Origin of the sequence: Salinimonas marina, assembly GCF_015644725.1 — a bacterium.
Lineage (GTDB): Bacteria > Pseudomonadota > Gammaproteobacteria > Enterobacterales > Alteromonadaceae > Alteromonas.
Window position 1 is genome coordinate 2,605,842 of sequence record NZ_CP064795.1, and the last position, 24,567, is coordinate 2,630,408.

General features: G+C 48.6%; 25 protein-coding genes, 2 tRNA genes and 1 pseudogene. 21 read left to right on the forward strand and 7 right to left on the reverse strand.

What is annotated here, in order from left to right; all coding sequences use genetic code 11:
- Positions 1-788: 788 nt before the first annotated feature.
- The 9 genes and pseudogenes from IT774_RS11660 (at position 789) to nth (ending at position 8,056) form a co-directional block, all read left to right on the forward strand.
- Positions 789-865 (forward strand) — tRNA-Asn (locus IT774_RS11660).
- A gap of 25 nt (positions 866-890) precedes the next feature.
- Positions 891-967: transfer RNA gene (locus IT774_RS11665), tRNA-Asn, on the forward strand.
- Between the two features lie 230 nt (positions 968-1,197).
- Positions 1,198-1,778 (forward strand): annotated as a pseudogene (rsxA, locus tag IT774_RS11670) (electron transport complex subunit RsxA).
- Positions 1,778-2,347, forward strand: coding sequence for an electron transport complex subunit RsxB (gene rsxB, locus IT774_RS11675; protein ID WP_195809922.1), 570 nt, complete (start codon positions 1,778-1,780; stop codon positions 2,345-2,347). Before rsxA ends, rsxB begins: the two are co-directional and overlap by 1 nt.
- A gap of 95 nt (positions 2,348-2,442) precedes the next feature.
- Complete coding sequence (rsxC, locus tag IT774_RS17900; protein ID WP_332308842.1) at positions 2,443-3,882, forward strand: electron transport complex subunit RsxC; 1,440 nt, start codon at positions 2,443-2,445, stop codon at positions 3,880-3,882.
- Positions 3,883-4,973: 1,091 nt separating this feature from the next.
- A complete protein-coding gene (rsxD, locus tag IT774_RS11685) occupies positions 4,974-6,062 on the forward strand; it encodes an electron transport complex subunit RsxD (RefSeq protein WP_195809923.1) in 1,089 nt (362 codons plus the stop codon).
- Between the two features lie 8 nt (positions 6,063-6,070).
- A complete protein-coding gene (rsxG, locus tag IT774_RS11690; protein ID WP_195809924.1) occupies positions 6,071-6,712 on the forward strand; it encodes an electron transport complex subunit RsxG in 642 nt (213 codons plus the stop codon).
- A gap of 9 nt (positions 6,713-6,721) precedes the next feature.
- The gene (locus IT774_RS11695) at positions 6,722-7,414 is read left to right on the forward strand and encodes an electron transport complex subunit E (protein WP_195809925.1); all 693 of its coding nucleotides are present in this window, start codon (positions 6,722-6,724) and stop codon (positions 7,412-7,414) included.
- Between the two features lie 9 nt (positions 7,415-7,423).
- Positions 7,424-8,056: an endonuclease III gene (gene nth / locus IT774_RS11700; RefSeq protein ID WP_195809926.1), complete on the forward strand. Its 633-nt coding sequence runs from the start codon at positions 7,424-7,426 to the stop codon at positions 8,054-8,056.
- Positions 8,057-8,463: 407 nt separating this feature from the next.
- Here the strand turns inward: nth and IT774_RS11705 are convergent, their stop codons facing one another.
- The 3 genes from IT774_RS11705 to IT774_RS11715 all read right to left on the reverse strand — a co-directional run bounded on the left by IT774_RS11705 (position 8,464) and on the right by IT774_RS11715 (position 12,001).
- Entirely contained in the window at positions 8,464-9,048 is a 585-nt protein-coding gene (locus tag IT774_RS11705) for a helix-turn-helix transcriptional regulator (RefSeq protein WP_232364970.1), read from the reverse strand.
- A 772-nt stretch (positions 9,049-9,820) separates the two neighbouring features.
- On the reverse strand, positions 9,821-10,771 hold the full coding sequence (locus tag IT774_RS11710; protein ID WP_195809927.1) for a transposase: 951 nt from the start codon (positions 10,769-10,771) through the stop codon (positions 9,821-9,823).
- Between the two features lie 504 nt (positions 10,772-11,275).
- The gene (locus IT774_RS11715; protein ID WP_195809928.1) at positions 11,276-12,001 is read right to left on the reverse strand and encodes a siderophore-interacting protein; all 726 of its coding nucleotides are present in this window, start codon (positions 11,999-12,001) and stop codon (positions 11,276-11,278) included.
- A 133-nt stretch (positions 12,002-12,134) separates the two neighbouring features.
- On the opposite strand from IT774_RS11715, the gene IT774_RS11720 reads away from it, so the two are divergent.
- Positions 12,135-12,560, forward strand: coding sequence for a MarR family winged helix-turn-helix transcriptional regulator (locus IT774_RS11720; RefSeq protein ID WP_195809929.1), 426 nt, complete (start codon positions 12,135-12,137; stop codon positions 12,558-12,560).
- Between the two features lie 384 nt (positions 12,561-12,944).
- Positions 12,945-13,946 (forward strand): WD40 repeat domain-containing protein, encoded by a 1,002-nt coding sequence (locus IT774_RS11725; RefSeq protein WP_195809930.1) that lies wholly within the window; start codon positions 12,945-12,947, stop codon positions 13,944-13,946.
- A 430-nt stretch (positions 13,947-14,376) separates the two neighbouring features.
- Here the strand turns inward: IT774_RS11725 and IT774_RS11730 are convergent, their stop codons facing one another.
- From IT774_RS11730 to IT774_RS11740, 3 genes are all read right to left on the reverse strand, one after another.
- Positions 14,377-15,612, reverse strand: coding sequence for a Vgb family protein (locus IT774_RS11730; protein ID WP_232364971.1), 1,236 nt, complete (start codon positions 15,610-15,612; stop codon positions 14,377-14,379).
- 422 nt (positions 15,613-16,034) lie between these two features.
- On the reverse strand, positions 16,035-16,838 hold the full coding sequence (locus tag IT774_RS11735; protein WP_195809931.1) for an SDR family NAD(P)-dependent oxidoreductase: 804 nt from the start codon (positions 16,836-16,838) through the stop codon (positions 16,035-16,037).
- A gap of 185 nt (positions 16,839-17,023) precedes the next feature.
- Positions 17,024-18,022 (reverse strand): zinc-dependent alcohol dehydrogenase family protein, encoded by a 999-nt coding sequence (locus IT774_RS11740; RefSeq protein WP_195812286.1) that lies wholly within the window; start codon positions 18,020-18,022, stop codon positions 17,024-17,026.
- A gap of 116 nt (positions 18,023-18,138) precedes the next feature.
- Here IT774_RS11740 and IT774_RS11745 point away from each other — a divergent pair, with 116 nt between their 5' ends.
- From IT774_RS11745 to IT774_RS17790, 8 genes are all read left to right on the forward strand, one after another.
- A complete protein-coding gene (locus IT774_RS11745) occupies positions 18,139-19,029 on the forward strand; it encodes a LysR family transcriptional regulator (RefSeq protein ID WP_195809932.1) in 891 nt (296 codons plus the stop codon).
- Complete coding sequence (locus IT774_RS11750; protein WP_195809933.1) at positions 19,010-19,408, forward strand: hypothetical protein; 399 nt, start codon at positions 19,010-19,012, stop codon at positions 19,406-19,408. Before IT774_RS11745 ends, IT774_RS11750 begins: the two co-directional genes overlap by 20 nt.
- 1 nt (position 19,409) lies before the next feature.
- Positions 19,410-19,655 carry a DUF1761 domain-containing protein gene (locus IT774_RS17775; RefSeq protein WP_269749764.1) on the forward strand — a complete coding sequence of 82 codons (246 nt, stop codon included), beginning with the start codon at positions 19,410-19,412 and terminating at the stop codon, positions 19,653-19,655.
- Positions 19,656-19,672: 17 nt separating this feature from the next.
- Positions 19,673-19,798 carry a hypothetical protein gene (locus IT774_RS17780; protein WP_269749765.1) on the forward strand — a complete coding sequence of 42 codons (126 nt, stop codon included), beginning with the start codon at positions 19,673-19,675 and terminating at the stop codon, positions 19,796-19,798.
- A gap of 686 nt (positions 19,799-20,484) precedes the next feature.
- Positions 20,485-20,625, forward strand: coding sequence for an SDR family NAD(P)-dependent oxidoreductase (locus IT774_RS17905; protein WP_332308843.1), 141 nt, complete (start codon positions 20,485-20,487; stop codon positions 20,623-20,625).
- Positions 20,626-20,640: 15 nt separating this feature from the next.
- Complete coding sequence (locus tag IT774_RS11760) at positions 20,641-21,195, forward strand: SDR family oxidoreductase (RefSeq protein ID WP_332308892.1); 555 nt, start codon at positions 20,641-20,643, stop codon at positions 21,193-21,195.
- 28 nt (positions 21,196-21,223) lie between these two features.
- Positions 21,224-21,799 (forward strand): glycerophosphodiester phosphodiesterase family protein, encoded by a 576-nt coding sequence (locus IT774_RS17785; RefSeq protein ID WP_269749766.1) that lies wholly within the window; start codon positions 21,224-21,226, stop codon positions 21,797-21,799.
- The gene (locus IT774_RS17790; protein WP_269749767.1) at positions 21,790-22,224 is read left to right on the forward strand and encodes a glycerophosphodiester phosphodiesterase family protein; all 435 of its coding nucleotides are present in this window, start codon (positions 21,790-21,792) and stop codon (positions 22,222-22,224) included. Before IT774_RS17785 ends, IT774_RS17790 begins: the two co-directional genes overlap by 10 nt.
- On the opposite strand, the gene IT774_RS11770 is transcribed toward IT774_RS17790, so the two are convergent.
- A complete protein-coding gene (locus IT774_RS11770) occupies positions 22,221-23,093 on the reverse strand; it encodes a flagellar protein MotY (RefSeq protein WP_195809934.1) in 873 nt (290 codons plus the stop codon). The genes IT774_RS17790 and IT774_RS11770 overlap by 4 nt on opposite strands.
- A 217-nt stretch (positions 23,094-23,310) precedes the next feature.
- Between IT774_RS11770 and rnt the strand changes: the two genes are divergently transcribed.
- Both rnt and IT774_RS11780 read left to right on the forward strand, forming a co-directional pair.
- Entirely contained in the window at positions 23,311-24,015 is a 705-nt protein-coding gene (gene rnt / locus IT774_RS11775) for a ribonuclease T (protein WP_195809935.1), read from the forward strand.
- 327 nt (positions 24,016-24,342) lie between these two features.
- On the forward strand, positions 24,343-24,537 hold the full coding sequence (locus IT774_RS11780; protein WP_195809936.1) for a (2Fe-2S)-binding protein: 195 nt from the start codon (positions 24,343-24,345) through the stop codon (positions 24,535-24,537).
- Positions 24,538-24,567 lie beyond the last annotated feature (30 nt).

Here is a 24,567-nt window from a genome sequence, read left to right on the forward strand (position 1 = left end):
GGAACAATCATTTGCCGAGACAACAGCAAAGGGGTCAGGTGTTTTTAAAGAAAATTATCCACAACAGCCACTTAAGCGGTCTTTAATTTGTGGATAGAACCCCTTTATCATTCTGCAAAATGTTAATAATCCGTTCCAGTTCCGCTATTTTTGGTGTTGTTCAAGGATTGTACGGTGAATTAACACACAAGCTAAAGATTGTCCAACTGATCCCGGCTGGATCACGACCAGGATCAAACGTAAAACTCTAAATACATGATTTTAGGGTGTTAATGTTGTTACTGTTTTTTGTCGCTGGCGTATTGACAGCCTGTGGATCGGGCCTGAAATGGGAATTCAGGCCGTCTATCAACACACTTATCCACAGTTTTAGTGGATAAGTGGGTTAAACCCAGTAGCGGCGTGTGATACCCGCCACCGAACGGATATTCTAGTAAGTGGCGACTAACCTTTAATACAACATGCTATGGCTGTACCTGCCCCAATACCTGTACATATTAACAGTATTTGTGGAGAAGTTAATAGCTTTTTCATAATCCCTATGATTTTTTGGTTATAAGCCCCCGGGGTTGGCAAACAAAAATTTTTCAGATGTTATTGATGTTCTGATTAGCCATAGAATGATAAGTCACCTATATGACAATTTGATTGCTGAAGCTTGAATTTGCTGACTATTTATACAAAAAAGTGCTAAAAAGCTACTTTTTGAGCAGTTGGAAAAAATATTCAGGAAGTTTGTTGACAGTTACCGGGATGGTCTTTAATATTCGCCTCCGTTGAAAAGCTGTTCCCCCTTAGCTCAGTTGGTTAGAGCGACGGACTGTTAATCCGCAGGTCCCCCGTTCGAGTCGGGGAGGGGGAGCCAACTTTTTAACGCATCAGAATTGTGTTCCCCCTTAGCTCAGTTGGTTAGAGCGACGGACTGTTAATCCGCAGGTCCCCCGTTCGAGTCGGGGAGGGGGAGCCAACTTTTGATGATATTATTTCCCTCCCTCTGTTTTATCTGAACTTCTTCATTTTCTTCCAGATTTTATTGTTTTCCTGTTTTTTTGTTAAATAACCTTATTCTTATCAAGTTGTTAATCGCGTTGCAAACAGCGATAATACCCCCCATTTTTTAAACCATAAATATCTGCCCTGTCTGCCCGGTAGTATACCGCACAGACCGACGGCTAATGCGGAGCGCTTAATAGCACTATGACCGACTTTTTACTTCTGCTCATAGGAACAGTGCTGGTCAATAACTTTGTACTGGTGAAGTTTCTTGGATTGTGTCCGTTTATGGGCGTCTCCAGTAAACTTGAAACCGCCATTGGTATGTCTATGGCCACCACCTTTGTGCTTACCCTGGCTTCGGTTTCCAGTTATCTGGTGGAGACCTACATATTACAGCCACTGGGTTTAGGTTATCTGCGTACGCTGGCATTTATTCTGGTTATTGCTGTGGTGGTTCAGTTTACCGAGATGGTAGTACACAAGACCAGCCCCACGCTGTACCGGCTCCTGGGGATCTTTTTGCCGTTGATCACCACTAATTGTGCGGTGCTGGGGTGGCGTTACTCAACCTGACTGAACAACACAATTTTATGGAAAGTCTGATCTATGGCTTTGGTGCCGCTGTGGGCTTTTCTCTGGTATTAATCCTATTTGCCGCTATGCGCGAACGACTGGCTGCCGCCGATGTACCGACGCCGTTTAAAGGCGCTTCAATTGCAATGGTGACGGCGGGTTTAATGTCGCTGGCGTTTATGGGCTTCAGTGGACTGGTGAAATTTTAATGACAATGACCATCGCGTTAATCGCCATCGGCTTACTGGCATTAGTGTTCGGCCTGTTATTGGGCTATGCCAGTATTCGCTTTAAAGTAGAAGCGGATCCGTTGGTGGATCAAATCGACGAAATCTTACCGCAGACTCAGTGTGGCCAGTGTGGCTACCCGGGTTGCCGCCCCTATGCTCAGGCCATCGCCGATGGCGATGAAATCAACAAATGTCCGCCGGGAGGCGAGTCAACCATCAAGGATTTAGCGAATCTGATGGGCGTGGAAGCCAAACCTCTGGATGCCGCGCACGGTGAGGAAGATACCAAAAAAGTGGCGTTTATCCGTGAGGACGAATGTATTGGCTGCACCAAATGTATTCAGGCGTGCCCGGTAGATGCGATTTTAGGGGCGGCAAAACAAATGCACACCGTTATCGAACGAGAATGTACCGGCTGTGATCTTTGTGTAGACCCCTGCCCTGTTGATTGTATTGATATGGTTCCGGTAGAGCCGACGCCAAACTCCTGGACCTGGGACTTTAAAGAGTCTGAGCAGGGCGATATCCCCATTAAAATGGTGTCGTAATTATGTATCCTGACTTTGACACAATTACTCAGCGACTGACTGCCGGGAAATTGTACCCTTTTCCTGGGGGTGTACACCCTGAAGACCGAAAAACCTTGTCTAACCAACATGCTATCGGCCGCCCATCACTCCCTGACGAGCTGATTATTCCGATCCGCCAGCATATTGGTACCCAGGGCAGACTCGCGGTCGAGGTGGGTCAACACGTTAAAAAAGGCGAGCGACTTACAATCAGTGCCCATCCCTTTGCGATCCCTGTGCATGCGCCGACCTCCGGGTTTGTGCGTCAGATAAGCGATCGTACCATCGCCCATCCCAGTGGCCTGAGCGAACCCACGGTTACACTGGAACCAGACGGTGAGGATAAGTGGATTGAGCTTAGTCCTTTGGGCCAGTACAAAGATTTACCTGCGGCACAGGTGGTAGAGGCATTATGCAATGCCGGTATTTCAGGCATGGGCGGCGCCGGTTTCCCCACCCATATCAAAGCAGGTAATACCAAAAATCCTGAATTTTTAATTATTAACGGCGCCGAATGTGAGCCCTACATCAGTGCCGATGACCGGCTGATGCGCGAACATGCCTGGCAGGTCCGTCAGGGTATTGATGTGCTGCAACATCTGATCAGTCCAAAACTGGTTATTGTGGCGATAGAAGACAATAAACCTGAAGCGCTGGAAGCCATGCAGATTGCCTGTCAGGACAAACCTCAGATTAAGGTGCTAAGCGTTCCGACAAAATACCCAGCCGGTGGGGAGAAGCAACTGATTCAAGCTGTCACCGGGCGCGAGGTGCCCCGTGAAGGCCTGCCCGCGGATATTGGGGTGGTAATGTTTAATGTGGGTACCTGCTACGCGGTAGCCGATGCGGTGTTTCAGGGCAAACCATTAATTGAACGGGTAGTCACCCTCACTGGTGAAGCGCTGGATAACCCGCAAAATGTGTGGGCCCTGATTGGCACACCAATTAATCATTTATTAGGTTATGCTGGTTACAATTGCAGCAAACAGGCCCTGCCGCAGGTTATTATGGGCGGCCCGATGATGGGCTTTACCTTAAACGATGCGCAGGTGCCGGTGGTCAAAATCACTAACTGCATACTGGTGCCCGCGACGGGTGAACTGACACAGGGCGAGGACGAGCGAGCCTGTATTCGCTGCAGCGCCTGCGCTGACGCCTGTCCCGCGAATCTCCTGCCCCAGCAAATTTTTTGGCATGCCAAGGCCCACGAATACGACAAGGCCGAAGAATACGACCTGTTTGACTGCATTGAATGCGGAGCCTGCGCTTATGTATGTCCAGCGAAATTCCATTGGTGCATTACTATCGTCAGGCAAAAGCCGAAATTCGGGTCCAGCGGGACGAAAAAGCCAAAGCCGAAAAAGCCAAAGAGCGGTTTGAGGCTCGTAAAGCCCGGCTGGAACGTGAAAAGCTTGAGCGTGAAGAAAAGCATCGTAAAGCCAAAGAGGCCCGGGCCGCGGCTGCTTCCGGCAAGTCCAGTGAAGCGCCCAAAGATAAGGTTGCTGCTGCGCTAGCGCGAGCCAAAGCTAAAAAACAGCAGCCAGAAACACAATCCACTGAGCCCCCGGCAAGTGAAGCCGCCCCGCAAGGCAAACAACAACAGGTTTCAGCCGCTATCGCCCGGGCCAAAGCTAAAAAAGCCGCGCAGCAAGCTGCATCTTCGAAGACAGGTAGCACAGCCGACAATGCTTTAGCCCCCGAGCAGCACGCCCCTCCAAAAGATAAAAAAGCGCAGGTTGCCGCGGCGGTAGCCCGGGCCAAGGCCAAAAAAGCGGCCAGTCAAAATGGCGGTTCAGCCTATGAAGCTGGTGCTGATGGCGATGGCATTAACAATCCGCAGGCTGAGTCTGAACAAAACCCCGGCACGGACAAAAAAGCCCAGGTTGCGGCGGCGGTGGCTCGGGCCAAGGCTAAGAAAGAAGCCAGGGCACACGCTGAGCATTCCGAGAATGGCGCTGCTGAAGCTGATGCAGATGGCGATAACAATCCTCAGGCTGAGTCTGCACAAAAACCCGGCACGGACAAAAAAGCCCAGGTTGCGGCGGCGGTGGCTCGGGCCAAGGCTAAGAAAGAAGCCAGGCAAGCCGCGCACACCGAAGACCTTAACGAGCATCCCCATGTAGAAGGCCAGCATAGCGAAAGTGGTGAAGGCAAAGGTAGCGAAAGTGAACAAACCCAGGCTACTGAGGGCTCTGAGCCTGTACAAACAGAGGGTCCGCAAACTGAAAAACAGCGGCGCATTGCCGCCGCCGTAGCCAGAGCAAAAGCCAAAAAAGCCTTGCAAAGCGGCGGGGCTGCTGAGGATAAGCCAGAGGCACAATCTGAGCCGGCCAATACCGATGCGACCGCTGATATCCCGGCACAAGCGACAGCGGCACCACCCGATGCGCATGAGCAAAAGCAACAACGGATTGCTGCGGCTGTGGCCAAAGCCAAAGCGAAAAAGGCTCAGCAGACAAGTAAGGAAGACTCTGACTCAACACCTGTCACAGCGCCTTCTAACAATGAGCCGGCGGCAAAAAGTGATCGGGTTGCTGCGGCTGTGGCCAAAGCAAAAGCCAAACAAGCCGCTCGTAAGGCTGCATCAGATGAGAACAACAACTAGATGAAATTATTTCTAAGCAGCTCACCGCACCAGCGGATTAAACGCGATACAGGTCAGGTTATGCGCCTGGTCATTTATGCGATGTTACCTGCCATGGTATTGCAGGTGATGATATTTGGCTGGGGACTGGTTATCCAGGCAGCGCTGGCTGTGGCGACCGCCTTGCTGACCGAAGGACTGATTCTGATGATGCGCCAGAAGCGTGTCGAGCGCACGCTGGGCGATTACAGTGCGGTCCTCACCGCTTTGCTCCTGGCCATCAGTATTCCCCCGACCTTGCCCTGGTGGATGACCATCCTCGGCACCTTCTTTGCCATCGCTATTGCCAAACAATTGTATGGCGGGTTGGGCTTTAATATGTTCAATCCTGCCATGATTGGGTATGTGGTGTTATTAATTTCATTCCCGGTAGCCATGACGATGTGGCTACCGCCGGTATCGATGCTTGCAGAGCCACTGGGGTTTGTGGACACCCTGATGCTGATTTTTACCGGGTACACCAGTGGTGGCCTGGATATCATGCAGGTGCGCACCGTGGCCGACGGGATCACCATGGCGACACCACTGGATGCGGTTAAAACCGGCCTGGCTGAAGGACAGACCTACCACGAAGCGTTACTAGAACCCATATTTAACGGCGGTTTTGCCGCTAGCTTAGGCGCAGGCTGGGCGTGGTTAAGTGTTGCTTATCTGGTTGGTGGATTGGCGCTGGTGCGCCTGAAGGTAATTAACTGGCATATCCCGGTGGCAATGATTGGTAGCGTGATCGTAATTTCCGGCCTGTTGCACCTGCTGGATATGGATCATTATGCGTCACCGCTGTTTCATGTCTTTAATGGCAGTTTGCTTATCGGTGCGTTTTTCATCGCTACCGATCCGGTGTCTGCTTCAACCACCGATAAAGGACGTCTGGTCTTTGGGGCTGCAATTGGGTTTTGGCTGGTAATCATTCGTACCTTTGGCGGCTATCCCGACGCCGTGGCCTTTGCTGTCATTATTATGAATATGACGGTGCCGCTGATTGACTATTATACCAGGCCCCGTACCTACGGGCGCGACCGTAACCCCCACCCCACCGACAAGAGGTAATGTTGGGAATGATAAAAACCATTTCAAAAAATGGCGTCATGCTGACGGTGTTTGCGCTGATCACAACCGCACTGATCAGCCTGACCTTTGTGGGTACCAAAGATAAAATTGCACAGCAGCAACGCCAGCGTTTGCTTAGTGTACTTAATGAGGTAGTGCCGGCGTCGTATTACAACAATACCTTCTATCAAGACTGTAAAATTGTAGATGCGCCGGAGCTGGGCCGTAGTCAGGGTCAGCGGGTGTATCGTGCCCGGATGGACGGTACGCCGGTGGCGCTGGCGATTCAGACCACCGCTCCAGATGGTTACAGCGGCAATATTCGTTTAGTGGTAGGCGTTACTACCGAGCTTACTGTGTTGGGCGTGCGCGCGGTTGAACATAAAGAAACGCCGGGACTGGGTGATAAAATTGAGCTGGCCATCAGCGACTGGATATTGTCGTTTACCGGTAAGACCTTTGATGCCAGTGAGCAGAGCGCGTGGCAAGTGGAAAAAGACGGCGGAGAATTTGATCAGTTCACCGGCGCCACCATCACGCCCCGAGCGGTGGTAGATCAGGTACGGCGCACCCTTTTGTATGTTAAAGATCATCAGGAAGCATTGTTTACTCAGACGGCGGACTGTTATCAGGATACCGTGGATAATTAAGAGGCGACTATGAATCAATACCAGGATTTGGCATCCGCCGGCATCTGGAAAAATAACCCCGCACTGGTTCAGTTGCTGGGGCTGTGTCCGCTATTGGCCGTTACGGCTACGTTAATCAATGGTCTGGCACTGGGACTGGCCACCACCGCGGTATTAATTGGCTCTAATGTCACCGTCTCGGTGGTTCGAAATTTTGTACGAAACGAGATCCGGATTCCGGTATTTGTGATGGTGATTGCCGCCTTTGTCACCATTATTCAGCTGCTGATGAACGCATTCACCTACGAGCTGTATTTATCGTTAGGTATTTTTATTCCGCTGATTGTTACCAACTGTGCCATTATTGGCCGCGCCGAGGCCTTTGCCTCAAAAAATCCGGTGGTGCCGGCGGCATTTGATGGCCTGATGATGGGGATCGGTTTCACTATTGTGCTTATGCTATTAGGCGCCATGCGTGAAATTCTGGGTTCCGGGACCTTACTGGCTGGTGCTGATCGTCTGTTTGGTCCGGTCGCAAAGGAGTGGCCCATCGAACTGTTTGCCACCGAACAGCCCTTTTTACTGGCGATATTACCGCCCGGGGCGTTTATCGGCATGGGCCTGTTAATTGCGGCTAAAAATGTAATTGATAACCGGGCTGCTGCACGCCAGACGGCCCCCACCGACAAAGTGACCCGCATCCGGGTTACAGCCGACAGCTAACCGATAATTATGAACAATACCAAACGAAAAGCGCTGCTAACGCGTCTGTGTGATGCCAACCCGAACCCCACCACCGAGCTGAATTTTTCCAGCCCGTTTGAGCTGTTAGTGGCGGTTACCCTTTCAGCACAGTCTACTGATGTGGGCGTGAACAAAGCGACCGATAAGCTGTTTCCGGTAGCCAACACGCCGCAGGCTATCTGGGATTTAGGGGTGGACGGCCTGAAGCAGTACATCAAAACCATTGGTCTGTACAACGCTAAGGCCGAAAATGTTCACAAAATGTGCCGAATTTTGCTCGACGAACATCAGGGTGAAGTCCCCCAGAGTCGCGAAGCGTTAGAAGCCCTGCCAGGGGTAGGACGAAAAACCGCTAACGTGGTATTAAACACAGCGTTTGGCTGGCCCACAATTGCAGTGGACACTCACATTTTTCGGGTTTCCAATCGCACCAAACTGGCCATGGGCAAGGATGTGATAGCCGTAGAGCAAAAGCTTGAAAAGGTGGTGCCCAAAGAGTTCAAGGTCGACGTTCACCACTGGCTGATTCTACACGGGCGCTACACCTGTATCGCCCGTAAGCCTCGCTGTGGCTCCTGTATTATTGAAGATTTGTGTGAGTTTAAAGATAAGACTGAGTAGTTTTATTTTGCTTATGCGCTTTGTATGTGAGAAGAGACCGCAGCTTGAGCGACCTTCTCAGGATCATAATTTTCTGCTGGGCAACATTCGCTTGCAGATCGTTCCTCCATGGCCGATTTTCGCGACATCACCTGTTGCAGACTGAGGCGCTTTGACTTTGCGGCGAGCGCTCAGCAAGTCCTCAAAATAAGAGGCACGGACGGTCTGTTCAATACAGATGGGGTTTGGCACCGCGCTAGCATCTACCACCGTCCCGAACCTCCATCGATCGCCCATGAAGCGTTACCGGATACCGCATTCGACTCTGCCATCCATGCGAAGCAAAAGGGCCTGAGCGCACAGCCCATCAAAGTAATACAGTCCAACGTGCGGTCATTTGCACAAGCAAAGCCAGCGCCTGGGTGGTGTTAACCGCTTTTGTGATGACTCCCTGAGCTGAACTTCGCTTCATTTGCAATAATCATAATGCCTTCATCTGTATTGATGATACGCGCATCTAGTATTGCAAGCTTCATATTTTCTGAGACTAGACGCAGTTGATATGGCTCGTCCGCCAATACTTCACTCTTCTCAATGGTGGATATTTCAAAAGCCATGCTTGCGGGTATAAATACACTAACTCCCCCCTCAAATTTGGTTTCTGTCTTATCATGGGACTGCCGAACAGCATCTGACTGAATCTCTATGCCAGTGGCAGCGGTCGTTGAAGATGTCGCTAACACACCAAAAATGATAGTGGTAAAAAAAGCCATCGTAGCCAGAGCACTACCGCGAAAAGTTTTAACTTTGGCAGGCTGTTGGGTAATCGACTGGATTTCAGTTTCAAAGGCAGAAGCCAAGGATTTGACCGTTTCTAATGATGCGTTGCCTTCATTCTCTACTCTCTGAATTGTTCTTAAACTGACCCCCGAAACAATAGATAATTGCTGCTGGCTCCAGGCTTTTTGCTTTCTAAGCTCTACTACTAACTTCGAATTTATTTTCATATCCATTTCATTATTCCTTTGGTTAATTCGAAACTAACTCTAAAGGAACAGTCCTTATTTGTTTACGACAAAGACACGTCATGACTGCGACAACTAGCCGACAGGCCGCTAATGACCGCAATTATAAGCAGTTACACGACAGTATATTCTTAAATCATTATTGCATTACTGAGACTTCACCCCGTTTTTATGAGCAGTTTACTAAAAATATAAACGTACCGTTCTGACTTGCCAGTCTACCTCGTCGACCTGGTTTATAGAACCGCCCAGTATAATCAAATGCAGAGTGAAGATTAGGACAGAAGTGAAGATTAGGACAGTCACTTCTCGAATTCACAGTGAATGTTCACATAGCACTTGATGGCATGGGTTAAAGTGAAGATTAGGACAGTCACTTCTCGAATTCGCAGTGAATGTTCACATAGAACTTGATGGCATGGGTTGAAGATTAGGACAGTCACTTCTCGAATTCGCAGTGAAGATTAGGACAGTCACTTCTCGAACTCACAGTGAATGTTCACATAGCACTTGATGGCATGGGTTAAAGTGAAGATTAGGACAGTCACTTCTCGAATTCGCAGTGAATGTACACATAGAACTTGATGGCATGGGTTGGATCGAGGTTTATGCCTCGCTGTATTGACCTGAATTTGGTTTTAAAAAAGGTTAAAATAGGGAGATAGCTTTCAAATCAGGACCCAAGGTACGGAAGTACGGTGCCCATCGTTGAAAGATACATTTGGGTTGTAGGATGTAATTCGAGACGAGCTTAGCGTGTTTAAGCTGAATTGTATTTTAGATTTTGTCTGCGTTGCGACATCAGTTTCTCAATGCTTACTGAGGTCTTAAATTCAGTTTCAATTCCGCAGACTAATTTGTTCCAGTCGGTATCCGCCAGTCCAATCCCGGTGAGTATAGGAGAGACAGCATCCTCGATCTTGCCACGCTTTTTCGGATGAAAGTATCGCCCTGTTTGCTCTATAAGGCCTAAATAATCCTCCATTCGAAAAGGTAAACCATCAGACATATTATCTTTAGTATTTCCCGTAAAGTGAAGCAGCGTACGAGGTTGTTGATGATACTTCGCCGCCTGAATGCGTTTTTGAATACTGGTGTGAGCGGATGCTTCCGGTGTCTTTGATAAGCAGGCGCGCACGGGATTTAAATCTACATACGCCATACAAGCTGCAAGTGACGCTTCATCCATTAATGCCTGAGACTTAAATCTACCTTCCCAGAAGTGCCCCGTACAGTCATCTTCCTTATTCGCTTGCCTGGCAATATATTCATTGAGCAGCCGCATAAACCAGCTGATATCAAACAATCGGCTGCGATACACTTCAGCCAGGCTTTTTACCGTTTCAGTTTCTGCTTCAGACAGCGAATCACACTCGGCGGGATTAACAAACCGCCGGGCTATCAGCATGCCTTTGTAGAGTTTATGCCATCGCCGTATAACCTCATTTACCGATAACGAATCGGCCTTATCCTTGTTGATGCGCAACACCACATGGGTGTGATTGCTCATCACTGCGTAGGCACACACATCTACGCAGAACACGTCAGCTAAAAATAATAACCGATCTTCCACCCATTGGCGCCGATGTTCAAAGCTTTTGCCCGTCTGAATATCTTCTCCACATAAAAAAGCACGACGAACACAGCGAGATACGCAGTGGTAGTAAGGTGTGTCTGCCAGATTGATAAGGCTTTTACGTGGTCTGGGCATGCAATTCCAAACATGAGGAAACCGTGTCCTTATTCTGTTCGAATTTTTTCAAAACCCAACTGTACTTAAGAATGGTAAGTGACTGTCATTTTTGTCCAGTCATTTTTGTCCATATTTGTCCCAGTAAGTGGCTGTCATATTATTGAATATTTGTTCACACTAGAACTGGCCGACCATTGCTGTGGACAACCACACTTTTCGGGTTCCTAATCATAATAAACTGGCCACGAGCAAAGAGGGATGGCTAATAGCACTGCAACTGGAAAGGTCGCTGCGTTGATAGGCAGCAAGAAAGCCGGAACATGTTTCAACAATCCGCCCCTGGAAGATGATATTGCACTATAGGCACAAGCCGCCGGGTTCACTAAACTGGCGATTTCTACAAACATATCTTTAAAAACGAATACTATTTTAATTTTGACAGGCATGGCCCACAATAGTTGATAATTATGGCGCAGGGGCAGCAAAATTAGTTATGTCCTGGGAATAACCATTACTGACTTGTTACTTTTTGCTGTTCCAGTAGGCGCTTGCATAAAGATTTTTCTTACTATACTCGCAATGCTCTTTTAAATAAGACTTTAGCTGTTTGACAATACTGGCTTCAGCGGCGATTAATATGCTCGTATCAGTGAGCGTGGTCTTTTGCGCTGACAGTGTGCTGAGAAACCGTTCCGTCTTTTTGTTTTCAGTGACCAGCCACTCCACAGCAATACCTGCTGGCTTGTTGAGCGTCTGAATATCCTTATGAGTAGGAACCTGAATAAAGGCGCTGCCCGTGGCCTGTTCAGGTAACATTTCTAGGGTCGCTGCGATAACCGGAAGCGCGGTCAAATCGCCAATCAACAGATGGTTATCTACCCCCAGTTTGGGATGTTTCACGTCTCCTGGGCCCGCTATTCCTAAATAATCCCCAACCATGGCGCTTTGCGCCCAATTACTTGCCAGCCCCTGATGATCAAAAATGGCAAAATCCAGCCACAACTCCTGTGTCTTCGGATCAAATTCCCGAATGGTATAAGAACGCATCCAGGTTTTAAAACCAGCATAGGCACCTAATCTGGGAAGTTTATTTGCTGCACCAGGATCGGGAAAGATGGCTTTAACATGAGCACTTTTCCGATCTACCGGAAAGTCGCTAAGCGCCTCGCCAGTTAACACGACTCTTCGCATATGCGGTGAGATATCGTGTATCGCTTTCACCTGCGTCATTCTTATTTTAGGCGCCATATTGTGTCCTTATTAGATCGAAAAAATTGCGTTAAAGCTTGCCTTGCAATATAGTTGATATTATCATCCATATTGCAAGGCATCATACGACTTTAGATGATATGGTCAACTAATTTTAATACTTAAGGTCAAAATGAAACTTAATGACGCTTTATTTGAGCTGATGTTTGCGGTGCGCAGCACCACCCTTAGTAAGATTAAATCCTTACACCCCGAGCTATCCCCTATGCACTTCAAAGCATTGAAGCTAACTACAAAAATTTCTGAATGCACAGGACAAAAGGTTGCAGAGAAAATGGGACGCGATAAGGCCCAGATCAATAGACTGCTTAAAGAGCTGGTTGAAAAGGGCTTGCTGTATAAAACTGAAAATGCGAATGATAAACGCAGTCAGCTGCTTAACCTGACTGATGATGGTAAAAAAATAATAGCAAGCTTTGAAAAAGTAGAAAATGAGATCAATCAGTTACTGGTAAAAGACATTACCAGCGACGAGCTGGCAACCTTTATTCATATCTCGGAGAAACTTAAGACAAGTTTAGAGGCGAATACCGAGTAAGTTACAAACCACTGGCATTGATAACCTACCAGCTTGATTTTGTATACTCACTGTTAGGATGACGAGCTATTGTACTGGCGAGAAATATTTTACCCTGCCCCAGTGCAAGCAAGGCAGACCGGCACAGCGTAAGACATGGGGTTAATAATAGCCAACGGCCACTGCGACTTATTTAATGGCCTGCCGCCGCCTCCCACCACTTAACGAAAACCGAGCAAGTCTTATGTAACCAGCCCGTGGCCTTCCCGACCGGGCTTACTTTTCTGATCAACAGCTTTATTACCGACGACCACGTTTTGTTGTTGCCCTCACCGCGATTTAGCCATAGCCAGTTAGCAAAATGCGCGCTATTCTTTTGCTTATCAACGTTGTTGCGAACTTATAATGAAGCCAGTTAAACGATTAATTTTTCTATTTTTATTCCCTTTACTTGTTTCTTGTCAGAATGGAGAGCCCCCTTTATCGGCAACCGAACGGTGGCAAATAAGTGACCGTTTCATTGTGGATGGCAAGTTGTCGGCCCATGGTGCATTTACAGCTTTATTGTTGGCCGATAACAGTCTCGAGGTTTGGAACAACAAAGTCCGCAAACAAGTCTCTGGATGGCAGACAAACCAGTTAGTGCCGAAGACAATGTTGATGGACCTATCAGAATCGGCAGAGTATATCCTTTCTGCGAACGATACTACGGTTCAGGTTTGGTATACCGATAATGAAGAATCTTTAGGAAATGTCGATTTTTCAACACACCTGGGTGATGCCAAAATAACGCAAATCCTTTTTTTGTTGCCGCCTTATCTGTTTTTAGTGGGGACCAGCAGTGGTGATGTGATTTTTGCTGACAGTCTCAACAATAGTTATCGGGTTAATCGGCACCATACAAGCGATGTTGTTCAGCTAGCACTTTCCAAAGACCAACGCACCCTGTTTAGTGGCGGTAATGATGGCTTGGTGGTCAAGTGGGATATGATTAATTACCGCCCCATAGTCACCAAACGCTTGCCATTTCGAATCGTCAGTCTTGCTATTGGCCGCGATAATCAGATATTTATTTCCGATGCCCTGAAAGATCATATCTTATGGGATAGTTCGCAAAATTCGGTGGTTGGGCAAATTACATACTGGCAACGCTTTAAATCGTTTCGCCACGCCATATTTACCCCCCATCAGCCCTGGTTAGTGACTTCTTCTCCAAAAGCCGGGATGCACCTCTGGCACACAGACGATATGACGATGCGAGGATCGTGGCAAGTGGAAGCCCAAACACCTGGATCTACAGTAGAAGATATCAAGGTAATTGGGACCAGGAGCCTGCGCACGCTTAGCACAAATGGAGTGCTACAAGACTGGGATCTGAGTTCTTTTGTTTTGAAGACGATCAAATGATGAGTGCGTTGCACGCAGTGTGACTCTATCTAACCCGCCCGTTAAGCCATACCGAAAAAAACGGTAGGTAATTAAATCATATCTACCTGATAATTTATTGGGTTGGCAAACCGCACTGCCACCTGCGATATTTCTTAGTTAACCACAGCAGATCTGGCACGCTACGAACAGTTCCGTCGGCGAACCCCAACTGGAAATGCAGGTTTTGTAAAACGTAGATGACGCGTGCGCTGCCCGCGTTTCAAGGAATAGCTTTGCGGGCTGACAACAATTTTATCTGGCAAGCACTGGCGTAAGGGCAACGCCAGACCCGGGTACCAGCAATAGCCAGAGTTCGGCCTTATAAAACCCGCCCAGCCTGGACAGCGCTCATTCGATAGCGGCCTGGCAGAGGGCATGTTCTTGCTTTTGTCACGCATAGCGCATTGCATTACTTCTCAATATCCACCCGGATAATACGATTAGTTGCGCTTTGATGAATTAACAATGCCCCGTCAGATGTTGGCCGCATATGACGTAAAATCCCCGCGTAAAAATCCCCGGAGGGAATGGCCCAACTTTGAAAATCTTCGGTGCCCGGATCAAACCGGACTAATACGTCAGGGCGCATACCCGACTCGTTGTACCACACCATACCGTCGAGTACCGCGATGGCATACGGATGGGAATCCGGGCCACTCGGTGATGGCCACTCTTTTATTTCCCTTGTGTCAGGATTGTAACGGCCCAGTTTGCCTAATCCTGAGTTTACATACCAAATTATACCGTCAGGGGCTATGTCTAACCGTCTGACGGTGGTGCCTTCCCCTGGTAGCTTTACCTCTGACAATTCAAAGGTTTCGGCATTCACAGAAACCAGACAATTACTGCCATTGCAGGCTACCCACAGGTTGCCGGAAGCATCGCTTTTAATACCATAAGGTCTGGCATCAGCAGTGGGCATTTTTTTAAGCTGAACCTCGCCCGTCACGGGATCTAATCTACCAATATAATTAGAATGCTGCAGGGTGAACCAAAGAATGCCATGGTTATCAAACACGCCGGTGTGAGGGTCTGTGGCGTCATCGTTGGGCATTGAATATACCCTGATATCACCGGTATCGGGATTAAGCCGGCCGACACTGCCGTTTTTGTTCCCCATGTACCAAATCATTCCATCTTTATCGACACTCACAGAGTGAGGCATCGCGCCAGCCGGCAACGGGTATTCGTGCATTGCGCCGGTGTCAGTATCGATACTGCCAATGAGATTGCCCCATTGGCCCGCCCACCAGATTTTACCGTCGGGTGCTTCAACCGGATCTCTTGAACGCTGACCAAGCGTGGGCACTACCCATTCTTTAAAACGGATATCGATATCACCGCTGATTAACGTGGGAACACGGTCTTTAATCGGCGGAAAATGCGCGGCTAAGTAACTCACCAACTGCTGCTGAAGTGCTTTATCTGCTGATAAATCGGTCATCGTATTGATCAGAGCTGTCCAGTCTTCTTTACTGTAACCCAGACTGGTGTGGATACGGTTGGTGGTATGACATGAGCTGCATAGTCCTTCTACCAATGCTTTGCCATCACCGTCAGGCAGCTCTTTTGACTGAACATAGCCTGAAACAATGGCAAATGTCAGGCCCAGTAGTAGCAGACATGTATTTACGCTATTAAACATAAATCACCTCGGTTAATTGATATGCACGCTCGTGGTGCTTCGGCAACTATAAGCCATTTATGGAACCATGAGTAGAATAGTGAGTAAAAAGCAACCACCGAATCTATGCATCGATAGATAAGCCGGGTGATAGTCATGGTGATAGTTTTGAAAAAACGCAGGGAAAAGTAGTCATGCAAGCTTTAGAGAAGGCAGAGCATTAAAAGCTATCGCCAGGCGGCCTGTTTTTTGAACATTCGACTGAACATCGCCCGAATAGGTTGAGATTTACTATTGTCAGCGAAACTGCATACCGTTCGTTTTTGTGAAGCACAACAAATACAGTGCGGAGCAATTGTAACAAAATCAGCGCGGAACCGAGCATCCAACCCCCTTCGACTTGGTTGGGAGTCTTATCTTATCGGCATCGGGGGAGCCCTTGCTTACCCATATCGAGTTATAATAGCCTGTATATGTTCAACCACCTGCTCGCATTGTTGCATGTCCATACCTTCTGGATGGGGGGTCGCAAACCCACCCGCATCATTATCGAAGTACTGACCCGAATGTCTTTCAAAACCATCTTCTGAGGCTATGCGCACTAAAATATCGGCCCCGATATTTATATCCTTGCCATCCATCCCAAACCCCTCCTTCACCATTTTACTTGCTAATAAAGAGCCGGGATTAACCGCAATAATAGTCGGGCCGTTATTGTTATAGCGTTCCGCCAGACTCCGGGTCCACATAGTAATGGCAAGTTTGCTCTGCGCATAAGCTTCCATATCTGTGAGCCGAGCCTTACCCGCTAAAGCCTGCAAATTAACCGGGGCTTGAGCCGCGGAAGACAGATTAATAACCCGGCCGGATTCACCCAGTACAGGAGCCAGATGCCGGGTGAGAACAAACGGCGCAATGGTGTTGACACAAAACCGGATATCCAGCCCCTCACGAGTGATAGGATCCGACACTTTAAAAATACCCGCGTTATTAATAAGCACATCAATGTGTTTGTGCTCTGCAGCGACTTTTTTGGCTAATGCACTAACCTGCGCTAGCTCAGATAGATCAGCCAGGTAGGTTTGAACGCGCCCGGATGAGAGACAAGCTAATTGCTGTTCAACATCTTTGAGTTTCTTAATGCTGCGCCCGTGCAATAGCAGATGATGATTCTGCGAAGCTAACTTTTTTGCGGTGGCCAGACCGATACCGTCGGTAGCCCCTGTAATTAAGATAGTTTTTTGCATAATGCGTGCTCTTTATAGTTCAGGGTCAGAAACCAGATAAGGCAAAGAAGCGGTACCTTTCAAAGCGCTGCCTTAGCATATTAACGCCATTTCTCGCGATGCCGAATCTGGGCAGAGCCATAAGATAGCAACTGGCAACAATACGGTCTGCCGGTCAGACTATCTTTTATGGCCGGACAGTCTCGCTAAATTTCGATCACAACCTTGCCTATGGCCTGCCCGCTGGCTAAACGGGCATGGGCCTGGCCAACCTGGGCTAACGAAAAGCGCTGTTCATCCAGGACAGGCTGTAAACCACCCTGCTCCACAATCTTGGTTAACTCATTTAGGATGTGCCCGTGTTGTGCCCGCATAGTATTGTGAATCATCGGAATCAGCATAAACACCACGTGCAAAGACAGCCCTTTAAAGTGGAGCGGCGTCAGATCTAATTCGAGCATAGAAATAGTTGATACAATTTGTCCATTGAGCGCGGCAGCTTCAAATGAATTTTTCATGTTTTCGCCCCCCACTGTATCAAAGACAATATCAAAACCCTTGTCATCGGTATGGCGGGCGACATAATCGGCCACTTTCTCGGTTTTATAATTAATGCCTTGGGCGCCCAGCTTTTCTATCAATGCGAGTTGTTTGTCGCCTCCGCCTGTAGAATAAACCCCGGCACCAAAGTGTTTCGCAAGCTGCAGCGCCACGTGACCTACGCCGCCTGAACCACCGTGAACCAATACCTTTTTGTCGCTGGTAGCATCTTGCTGAATCCCGGCTCGCATTAGTCCTTCATAGGCAGTGATAGCGACCAAAGGTAAGGCAGCCGCTTCTGCCATGGATAGATTAACCGGTTTTTTGGCAATTAAATCGATATCGGCCACCATGTACTCGGCTAAGGTGCCCTGAAGATCGCCCAGACCACCGGCGCATCCGTACACTTCATCGCCTTTGACAAAACCCGTTACACCTTCGCCGACTGCTTCTACCGTTCCCGCAAAGTCCATACCTAAAACGGCAGGCAATGCCGGAGCAAACGGTAAATCCCGGCCCATCTCCCGGATCATGGTATCCACCGTGTTCACGCTGGTTGCTGCCACTTTTATTAACACGTGGCCCGGTTTGACCTGGGGGATAGCGATATCCGCGGCTGCAAAAACCTCTTCGCCACCAAAATTCTTTACGACCATTGCTTTCATCATTGCTGTTCTCCGTTAGTTGACGAAGAAAAGTATATTCCCTACCAATTGAATTGATAATAGAGCAGAATAAACAATCACTTTATAGTTTTTATTGATAATTGTTGTTGATAAGCATGAATATTGACCATCTCAAATTGTTTGTCAGGGTTGCCAGTACCCACAATATCAGCATGGCCGGGCAGGAAGCCGGTGTGTCGCCCGCTGTGGCAAGCGCGTATATCAATAAACTTGAAGAAGGACTTGGCGTCAGGCTGTTGCATCGCACAACCCGCAAAGTCTCCCTTACCGAAGAAGGAGTTAGCTTTTTACCCCACGCCGAAGATGTACTGGCAAGTATAGAGGCTGCCCGGGCGTCCGTAGGCGCAGGCGTATCCTCGCCAAGAGGCACCTTACGCGTGGCCGCTCCGGCTTCGTTCGGACGCATGCATTTGCTGCCGGCACTCAATGACTTCTTCGAACGCTATCCCGAATTAACTATAGATTTAAAACTGTCGGATACCATTATCGATTTGGTTGAAGGCGGGTTTGATATTGCTATTCGCAACTCAGCCCTTAAAGACTCCAGCCTGGTGGCCCGTAAGCTGGCTGAGGACAGTCGAATTTTGTGTGCGTCGCCAGAGTATCTGGCCTGCTATGGACAGCCACATTCGCCAGACGATTTGAATTCTCATCAATGCATCGCCCTGATGGGGCTGGATAACTGGCAATTTACCACCCCCAAAGGGGTCACCAGCATTAAGGTACGGGGCCGTCTTCGAACCGACAATGGCGAGGCGGTACGTGATGCCTGTATCAACGGACTGGGGATCACCATCAACTCTCGTTGGAGTGCGTCCCAGGCGTTGAAGGAAGGCAAACTGGTTCAGCTGTTAAAGGACTATCCGCTGGTATCCAACACCGCTCTTTGGGCGGTGTACCCCAGCTCAAGATTATTAGCCCCTAAAGTCAGGGCTTTTATAGATTACTTTTCAGAAAAGTTTGGTGATGAGTCGTATTGGGGCTAAGCGTGTTTGTCACCCTTTACCGAAAAAAATGTGGCTCGGTGCACAAATAAAAGCCTGCAATAAGGATACGCAATCACCGACGATAATTGAGAAAACAGTTTTGTCTGATAATAAATTATTTCGTCGTAAGCAGCGCTTATGTTGGTATAAACCGTTATCTCCGGCAACAGCAGTACGAGTAGCAAAAAGTATTTTTGCGGGCTTTTTGCTTCTTATATCCGATTTCGTGCCGGCCTGTAAAAATATAAGCTGGTGCTTGTTGGTGCTTCGCGTCGCCTGTGCGGCGCAGCTTAGGCCGGTAATCAGACTGTCTATTAAACCTTCTAAAACGCCTCAAAATAGGCTATCTATTAAAACAATAATAAGAAGAGAGGCATAATATGAATGACATTAATGTGCTAGCCGTAATCGTTGCAGCGGTATCCAGTTTTGCCCTGGGCGGCATCTGGTATTCTAAACTGCTATTTGAAGAGACCTGGGTGCGCGCTAGCGGGGCGCCGCCTCAGCCCGGACACCCGGCAAAGGTGTTTGGACTTAGTTTTCTTTTTTGCCTGATCGCCGCTCTGGCTTTCGCGGCGTATTTGGGTCCTGCCCCGAATTGTCCAAAGCGTTATTGTCCGGTCTGATGGTGGGAGCATGTTTTGTGGCTACCAGCTTTGGAATCAACTACCAGTTCTGCCAACGTCCTGCGGTCTTACTGGCTATCGATGGCGGCTATCATATCGCCCAGTTTACCCTGTTCGGTCTGGTATTTGGTCTTTGGCATTAATATGGACATTTGAGCACAACTCAAGTCTGGCGCCTGAGCGCTAACCCTCACCGTCGCCGCCTGCTTTTACTTACCACCCTTTTTCGGCGATGCAAAATGAGCGCTCTCTATTTAAAGGGCGCTCCCGAAGTGCTGCATACCCCTAAAGCACATATCGGAAGCATCTACCAATCCAAAACACAAGATTTGCGGCGGTATTATGCTGCACAAACAGCCAGCAGGTTTCATGGACACTTAGATTTCGTGCATAGATTTCGTGGACACTCACTTTCTAACAGACTCTATGGACACCCACTTTATTGCTCAATAACCGTAGGGTGAATAGCCAGGCGCTGTACATATCCCCCTGACCTAGGAAACATAACTTTTATAACTCTGAGGGTTGCAGGGGTATCGCAGGCTTTGGTGGGTGTCCATGTTGGACGATGTTGGACGCCGTGATTGGGTGTTAGTGGGTGTCCATACCTAAAATTAGGTGAGTGTCCATATTCAGGACGAGTGACTTTGGTGAGTGTCCATGTTCAGGACGCCATGTGCTGGTTCTATCTCCTTTACCTGATTCCAGGCGTTGTAAATATATTTCCAAAGCGGTATCGCTTACTAACATGCCTTTCGCATACGTATGTTAATAGCGGTGAAACCTGGCTTCACTTAGGCTGGGCCTTTTAATTAACAGGCATGGCTTAATGACACCCACATTTATATTGAAAAACAAGGTTGCTATCGTTACCGGCGGCGCCAAAGGCCTGGGCCTGACGCTCACCGAATCACTACTCGCGCAAGGCATGCAGGTTGCGATTTGTGGCCGCGACGGCATCGCGCTTTAAAAAGAAGGTCAACGGCTGTCAACAACTTACCCTGAACAGCTATTCTGGCAGGAGTGTGATGTTAGCCAGGCTGAAGAGGTGGAAACCTTCGTAGATGAGGTTACGCAACGTTTTAACCGTATCGATGTGCTGATCAACAACAGCGGCTTTGGCAAGCAAACCCGGGTATGGGAAGCCAGTGAAACAGACTGGGACGAGGTGATGGAAACCAATGTGAAAGGACCTTTTCTGCTGGCCAGAAAAGTGGTGCCTGTCATGATATCGCAACAGTCTGGTTATATCGTAAACATTGCTTCGCAGGCGGCGCTCAATGGTTACGCCAATGCCGGAGTTTACTGCGCGTCGAAGTTTGCTCTGGTCGGTCTGGCAAAAGCGCTACAGGAAGAGGTGCGGGAGCATAACATTCATGTTCACTCTTTAAACCCGGCATTAATTCCGTCACATCGCAGTTCTGACGAGGCGATTGATGAAGGGTTGGTGCAAAACGAGGATATTGCCAGTACCTTACTGTTTTTACTTAAACAACCTCGCCGGCTAAAAATCGAAAATATCGGTATGTGGGGTTTTTAAGGCTTTAAATATTAAAAAGGACTACTTTATGATGCTGGCGTGGGTCAGAACACTGATAATTGCTTGCTCGCTTTATGCCCCCGTGTGCGCAGGTTTTGAAATCATTGCGCACCGTGGGGCCTCAGGATATCTGCCTGAACATACTCTGGCGGCAGCCACCCTCGCCCATAGTCAGGGCCCTGACTTCATTGAACAGGATGTGGTGATGACCAAAGACCATATTCCGGTGGTCTTGCATGATGTTCAATTGCAGGATGTGACCAATGTTGAGCAGGTTTTTCCCGATCGTCACCGCGCCGACCAACACTTCTATGCCATCGACTTTACGCTGGCCGAACTACGTCAGTTAAGTATTCATGAACGGCATAATTCGCAGGGCGAAGCGGTATTCAGCCAGCGTTATCAGGGAGACAGTGGTGGCTTTCGCATCGCTACTCTGGTGGAGCATATTGAGCTTATTACCCAGCTGAATCGTCAGTTTGCAGTCAATATCGGGTTATATGTTGAGATTAAAGCGCCTGCATGGCACCGGCGTCAGGGTGTGGATATTTCTGACGCGGTTATAACGCTTATTCAGCATCAGGTGGCCCGGATATGTCAGTAGTACTGCAATGCTTTGATTTTGCTGAAATCCGCCGCATAAGAACAAACCTGGAGTACAAAGGGCAGCTGCTCCAGCTGGTAGGCGAAAACAGTTGGAATGAATCTGCTACCGACTATGACTGGCTGATGAGCCGTGCCGGACTGGCGCAGGTAGCTAAGGTAGCAGATGGGTTAGGTCCGTGGTTGCCGCAAATATATGAACAAACCTCTGCCAGCAATGATCTTGAAGTACCTGCATGGGTGGCGATAGCCCGGCAACACGGCTTAACAATCCATCCCTATACCTATCGTCAAGATGCTTTGCCGGATAATCTCAGCGGTCGCTCGCTGATTCATTATTTACAACATACCCTTAAAGCCGATGGTCTGTTTACCGATCAAGTGCCGGCAGTCAAAGCCCGGCTTAGTCATAGTGCAGCTGATTAGCCTTTTGACAGCCGCACCACCACCCGCCGGTTTAATGCCCGGGTATCGCTGGTAGTATTAGAGGCGATATGACGCTTTTCGCCGTGTCCGGTAATTTCGATACGGTCATCCGCCACCCCCAGTGCAGTAAGGTAGCCTTTAACCTCGCCGGCCCGTTTTTCAGAAAGCTGCTCATTGGTCCACCGGCCACCGTAGCTGTCGGTATACCCATCTAATAACACCAGCTCGAGGTTGTTGTCTTCCTTCAAATACTCACCAATCATGGTCAGCCGCTTCTGGGAATATTTGGTAAGCTCAGTACTGTTTTTTTCATAAGAAAGCACGGTATAAGCAATATCATCAAAACTGTACGGCAGCAATTGCGACACGCACTGGACAAACTCATGATAGGTGGGTCTGAAATTGCTGGCATTTAACGCCACCGCGACTTTATCATGGCGGTTATACCAATCCTGATAATACAGGGTTGGCCAAAATCCTTTTTGCAGTTCGCTGAGCATGGTCCAGGCAGCCTCTTCAGGCAAATCCCCGTGGTATTGCTTGCGTAACTGCATATTGGCAATTTTACGTGGCGCCTGGCCAGGCATCCATTTTGGCGGCACCGCGTAAACCGAAGCGACAGAAAACTTCTTTGGGAGCAGCGCCATCTGCATATCAAATTCCATATTCAGCTGCTTTGAAGCCACACTGACAAACTTAGCTTCACCGTAACCGGGGACCTTGTGACTCAGCTCACATTGCAATCTGGACTGGCCTGCCAGGATCCAGTCGGAGCTTTCCACAGTGGCAGAGTACTGACGCATTGCGCCTGTCGCGGACAGACTGCACAGAAAGCTTACCGCAATTATTAAGCCTTGCCTGAAGTTCATCTTTATACACCGTGCTACATTCTATGTTTAAGATATCGTCATTAATCAAAAAAAGTTTAGCACACATTTACATCGTTACCGGAGTTGTCAGCTATCGGCGCGCGCGAGAGCAAAGCTGGATATGCCCGGCCATTACTGAGATAATTTACCGCGGTTCGTGCTTTTAGCGGAGTTATCCGTTGAAACCGAAATTATTTTGCCTGTCTTCAGAGGAATTATGTCAGACGATAACACCACCTTATCCACGCGCTTTCGCGGTTACTTTCCCGTTGTCATTGATGTGGAAACCGCCGGCTTTAATGCTGCTACCGACGCCCTACTTGAGATAGCAGCCGTCACCCTGACCATGGATAAAGATGGCAACCTGGTGCCTGATCAAACCTTTCATGCACATGTAGAACCCTTTGAGGGCGCCAACCTTGAGCCCGCGGCACTGGAGTTTAACGGCATTGATCCCCACTGTGCATTGCGCGGAGCCGTTGATGAAACCCAGGCTATGAAAGACTTATGCAAAACCATTCGAAAAGCGCAAAAAGCGGCAGGATGTCAGCGTTCGGTGATTGTGGCGCACAACGCTACCTTCGATCAAAGCTTTGTAAATGCCGCCATTGAGCGCAGCAATATTAAACGCACTCCGTTCCACCCGTTTGTGTCATTTGACACCACCAGCCTGGCCGGTCTGGCGTTGGGTCAGACCGTGCTGGTTAAAGCATGCCGTGCTGCCGGTATTGCGTTTGACCAAAGCGAAGCCCACAGCGCGCTTTATGATACGCAACGCACCGCCGAGCTGTTTTGCTATATGGTGAATCGTTACAAAGCATTAGGAGGCTGGCCGCTGCCGGTGCCAGACAGTGATGATGACAGCAAACAAAAAAAGGCTGCCGACACCTCTGTCTCAGATACCGACAACCCACCCGCCTGAAGCCGTTGGCTAGCCGGCGGCCAGTACGGGAAGCAGCAAGCCGGTCCTGCCAGCCTGAGCGTGGCAAACAATCAAAGATTGCCGTTTTTCCCCGCTTTCCAGGCCCCGGAAGCGGAGATTTTTTTTAATGGCACTCAAGCTTAATAATTTTCTTTTCTTGCAGCTTTTAGTTAGTGATTACTCTGTCGGTATAGCCCACCGCTCAAGCGCTCAAAAATACCCCAATAATTTTTCATGCAAACGCGAATGATTTTCATCCCAATCTGTCTTGCATTGAGTGCAAATAGCAATTATTATCATTTATATAGTAATCACGAGGTTTTATTGATGTACGTATGTATGTGCTACGGCGTAACAGACAAAGCAATTATGCAGGCGGTAGAAGATCATGGTGCGGGTAATTTGCGTGAACTTCGTGAGGTCATGGAGATTGGCAGTCAGTGTGGCAAATGCATCAGTATGACGCAGCAAATCATCGATTCGACCATAATCGACGAATCCTTATTCCGCGAAGTCTGTTAATACCGCGTGTAACGGTCTTACCCCATACCT

Bases quoted from the DNA above. Each gene is read 5' to 3' on its own strand.
- IT774_RS11770 (WP_195809934.1), bottom strand. From the start codon at position 23,093: ATGAACTTCAGGCAAGGCTTAATAATTGCGGTAAGCTTTCTGTGCAGT.
- IT774_RS11720 (WP_195809929.1), top strand. From the start codon at position 12,135: ATGAAACTTAATGACGCTTTATTTGAGCTGATGTTTGCGGTGCGCAGC.
- IT774_RS11750 (WP_195809933.1), top strand. From the start codon at position 19,010: ATGAGTCGTATTGGGGCTAAGCGTGTTTGTCACCCTTTACCGAAAAAA.
- IT774_RS11735 (WP_195809931.1), bottom strand. From the start codon at position 16,838: ATGCAAAAAACTATCTTAATTACAGGGGCTACCGACGGTATCGGTCTG.
- IT774_RS11705 (WP_232364970.1), bottom strand. From the start codon at position 9,048: ATGGATATGAAAATAAATTCGAAGTTAGTAGTAGAGCTTAGAAAGCAA.
- IT774_RS11730 (WP_232364971.1), bottom strand. From the start codon at position 15,612: ATGTTTAATAGCGTAAATACATGTCTGCTACTACTGGGCCTGACATTT.
- IT774_RS11695 (WP_195809925.1), top strand. From the start codon at position 6,722: ATGAATCAATACCAGGATTTGGCATCCGCCGGCATCTGGAAAAATAAC.
- IT774_RS17905 (WP_332308843.1), top strand. From the start codon at position 20,485: ATGACACCCACATTTATATTGAAAAACAAGGTTGCTATCGTTACCGGC.
- IT774_RS11780 (WP_195809936.1), top strand. From the start codon at position 24,343: ATGTACGTATGTATGTGCTACGGCGTAACAGACAAAGCAATTATGCAG.
- IT774_RS11710 (WP_195809927.1), bottom strand. From the start codon at position 10,771: ATGCCCAGACCACGTAAAAGCCTTATCAATCTGGCAGACACACCTTAC.
- IT774_RS17790 (WP_269749767.1), top strand. From the start codon at position 21,790: ATGTCAGTAGTACTGCAATGCTTTGATTTTGCTGAAATCCGCCGCATA.
- nth (WP_195809926.1), top strand. From the start codon at position 7,424: ATGAACAATACCAAACGAAAAGCGCTGCTAACGCGTCTGTGTGATGCC.
- IT774_RS11740 (WP_195812286.1), bottom strand. From the start codon at position 18,022: ATGAAAGCAATGGTCGTAAAGAATTTTGGTGGCGAAGAGGTTTTTGCA.
- rsxB (WP_195809922.1), top strand. From the start codon at position 1,778: ATGACAATGACCATCGCGTTAATCGCCATCGGCTTACTGGCATTAGTG.
- rsxD (WP_195809923.1), top strand. From the start codon at position 4,974: ATGAAATTATTTCTAAGCAGCTCACCGCACCAGCGGATTAAACGCGAT.
- IT774_RS17775 (WP_269749764.1), top strand. From the start codon at position 19,410: ATGAATGACATTAATGTGCTAGCCGTAATCGTTGCAGCGGTATCCAGT.
- IT774_RS11745 (WP_195809932.1), top strand. From the start codon at position 18,139: ATGAATATTGACCATCTCAAATTGTTTGTCAGGGTTGCCAGTACCCAC.
- rsxG (WP_195809924.1), top strand. From the start codon at position 6,071: ATGATAAAAACCATTTCAAAAAATGGCGTCATGCTGACGGTGTTTGCG.
- IT774_RS17785 (WP_269749766.1), top strand. From the start codon at position 21,224: ATGATGCTGGCGTGGGTCAGAACACTGATAATTGCTTGCTCGCTTTAT.
- rnt (WP_195809935.1), top strand. From the start codon at position 23,311: ATGTCAGACGATAACACCACCTTATCCACGCGCTTTCGCGGTTACTTT.
- IT774_RS11725 (WP_195809930.1), top strand. From the start codon at position 12,945: ATGAAGCCAGTTAAACGATTAATTTTTCTATTTTTATTCCCTTTACTT.
- IT774_RS11715 (WP_195809928.1), bottom strand. From the start codon at position 12,001: ATGGCGCCTAAAATAAGAATGACGCAGGTGAAAGCGATACACGATATC.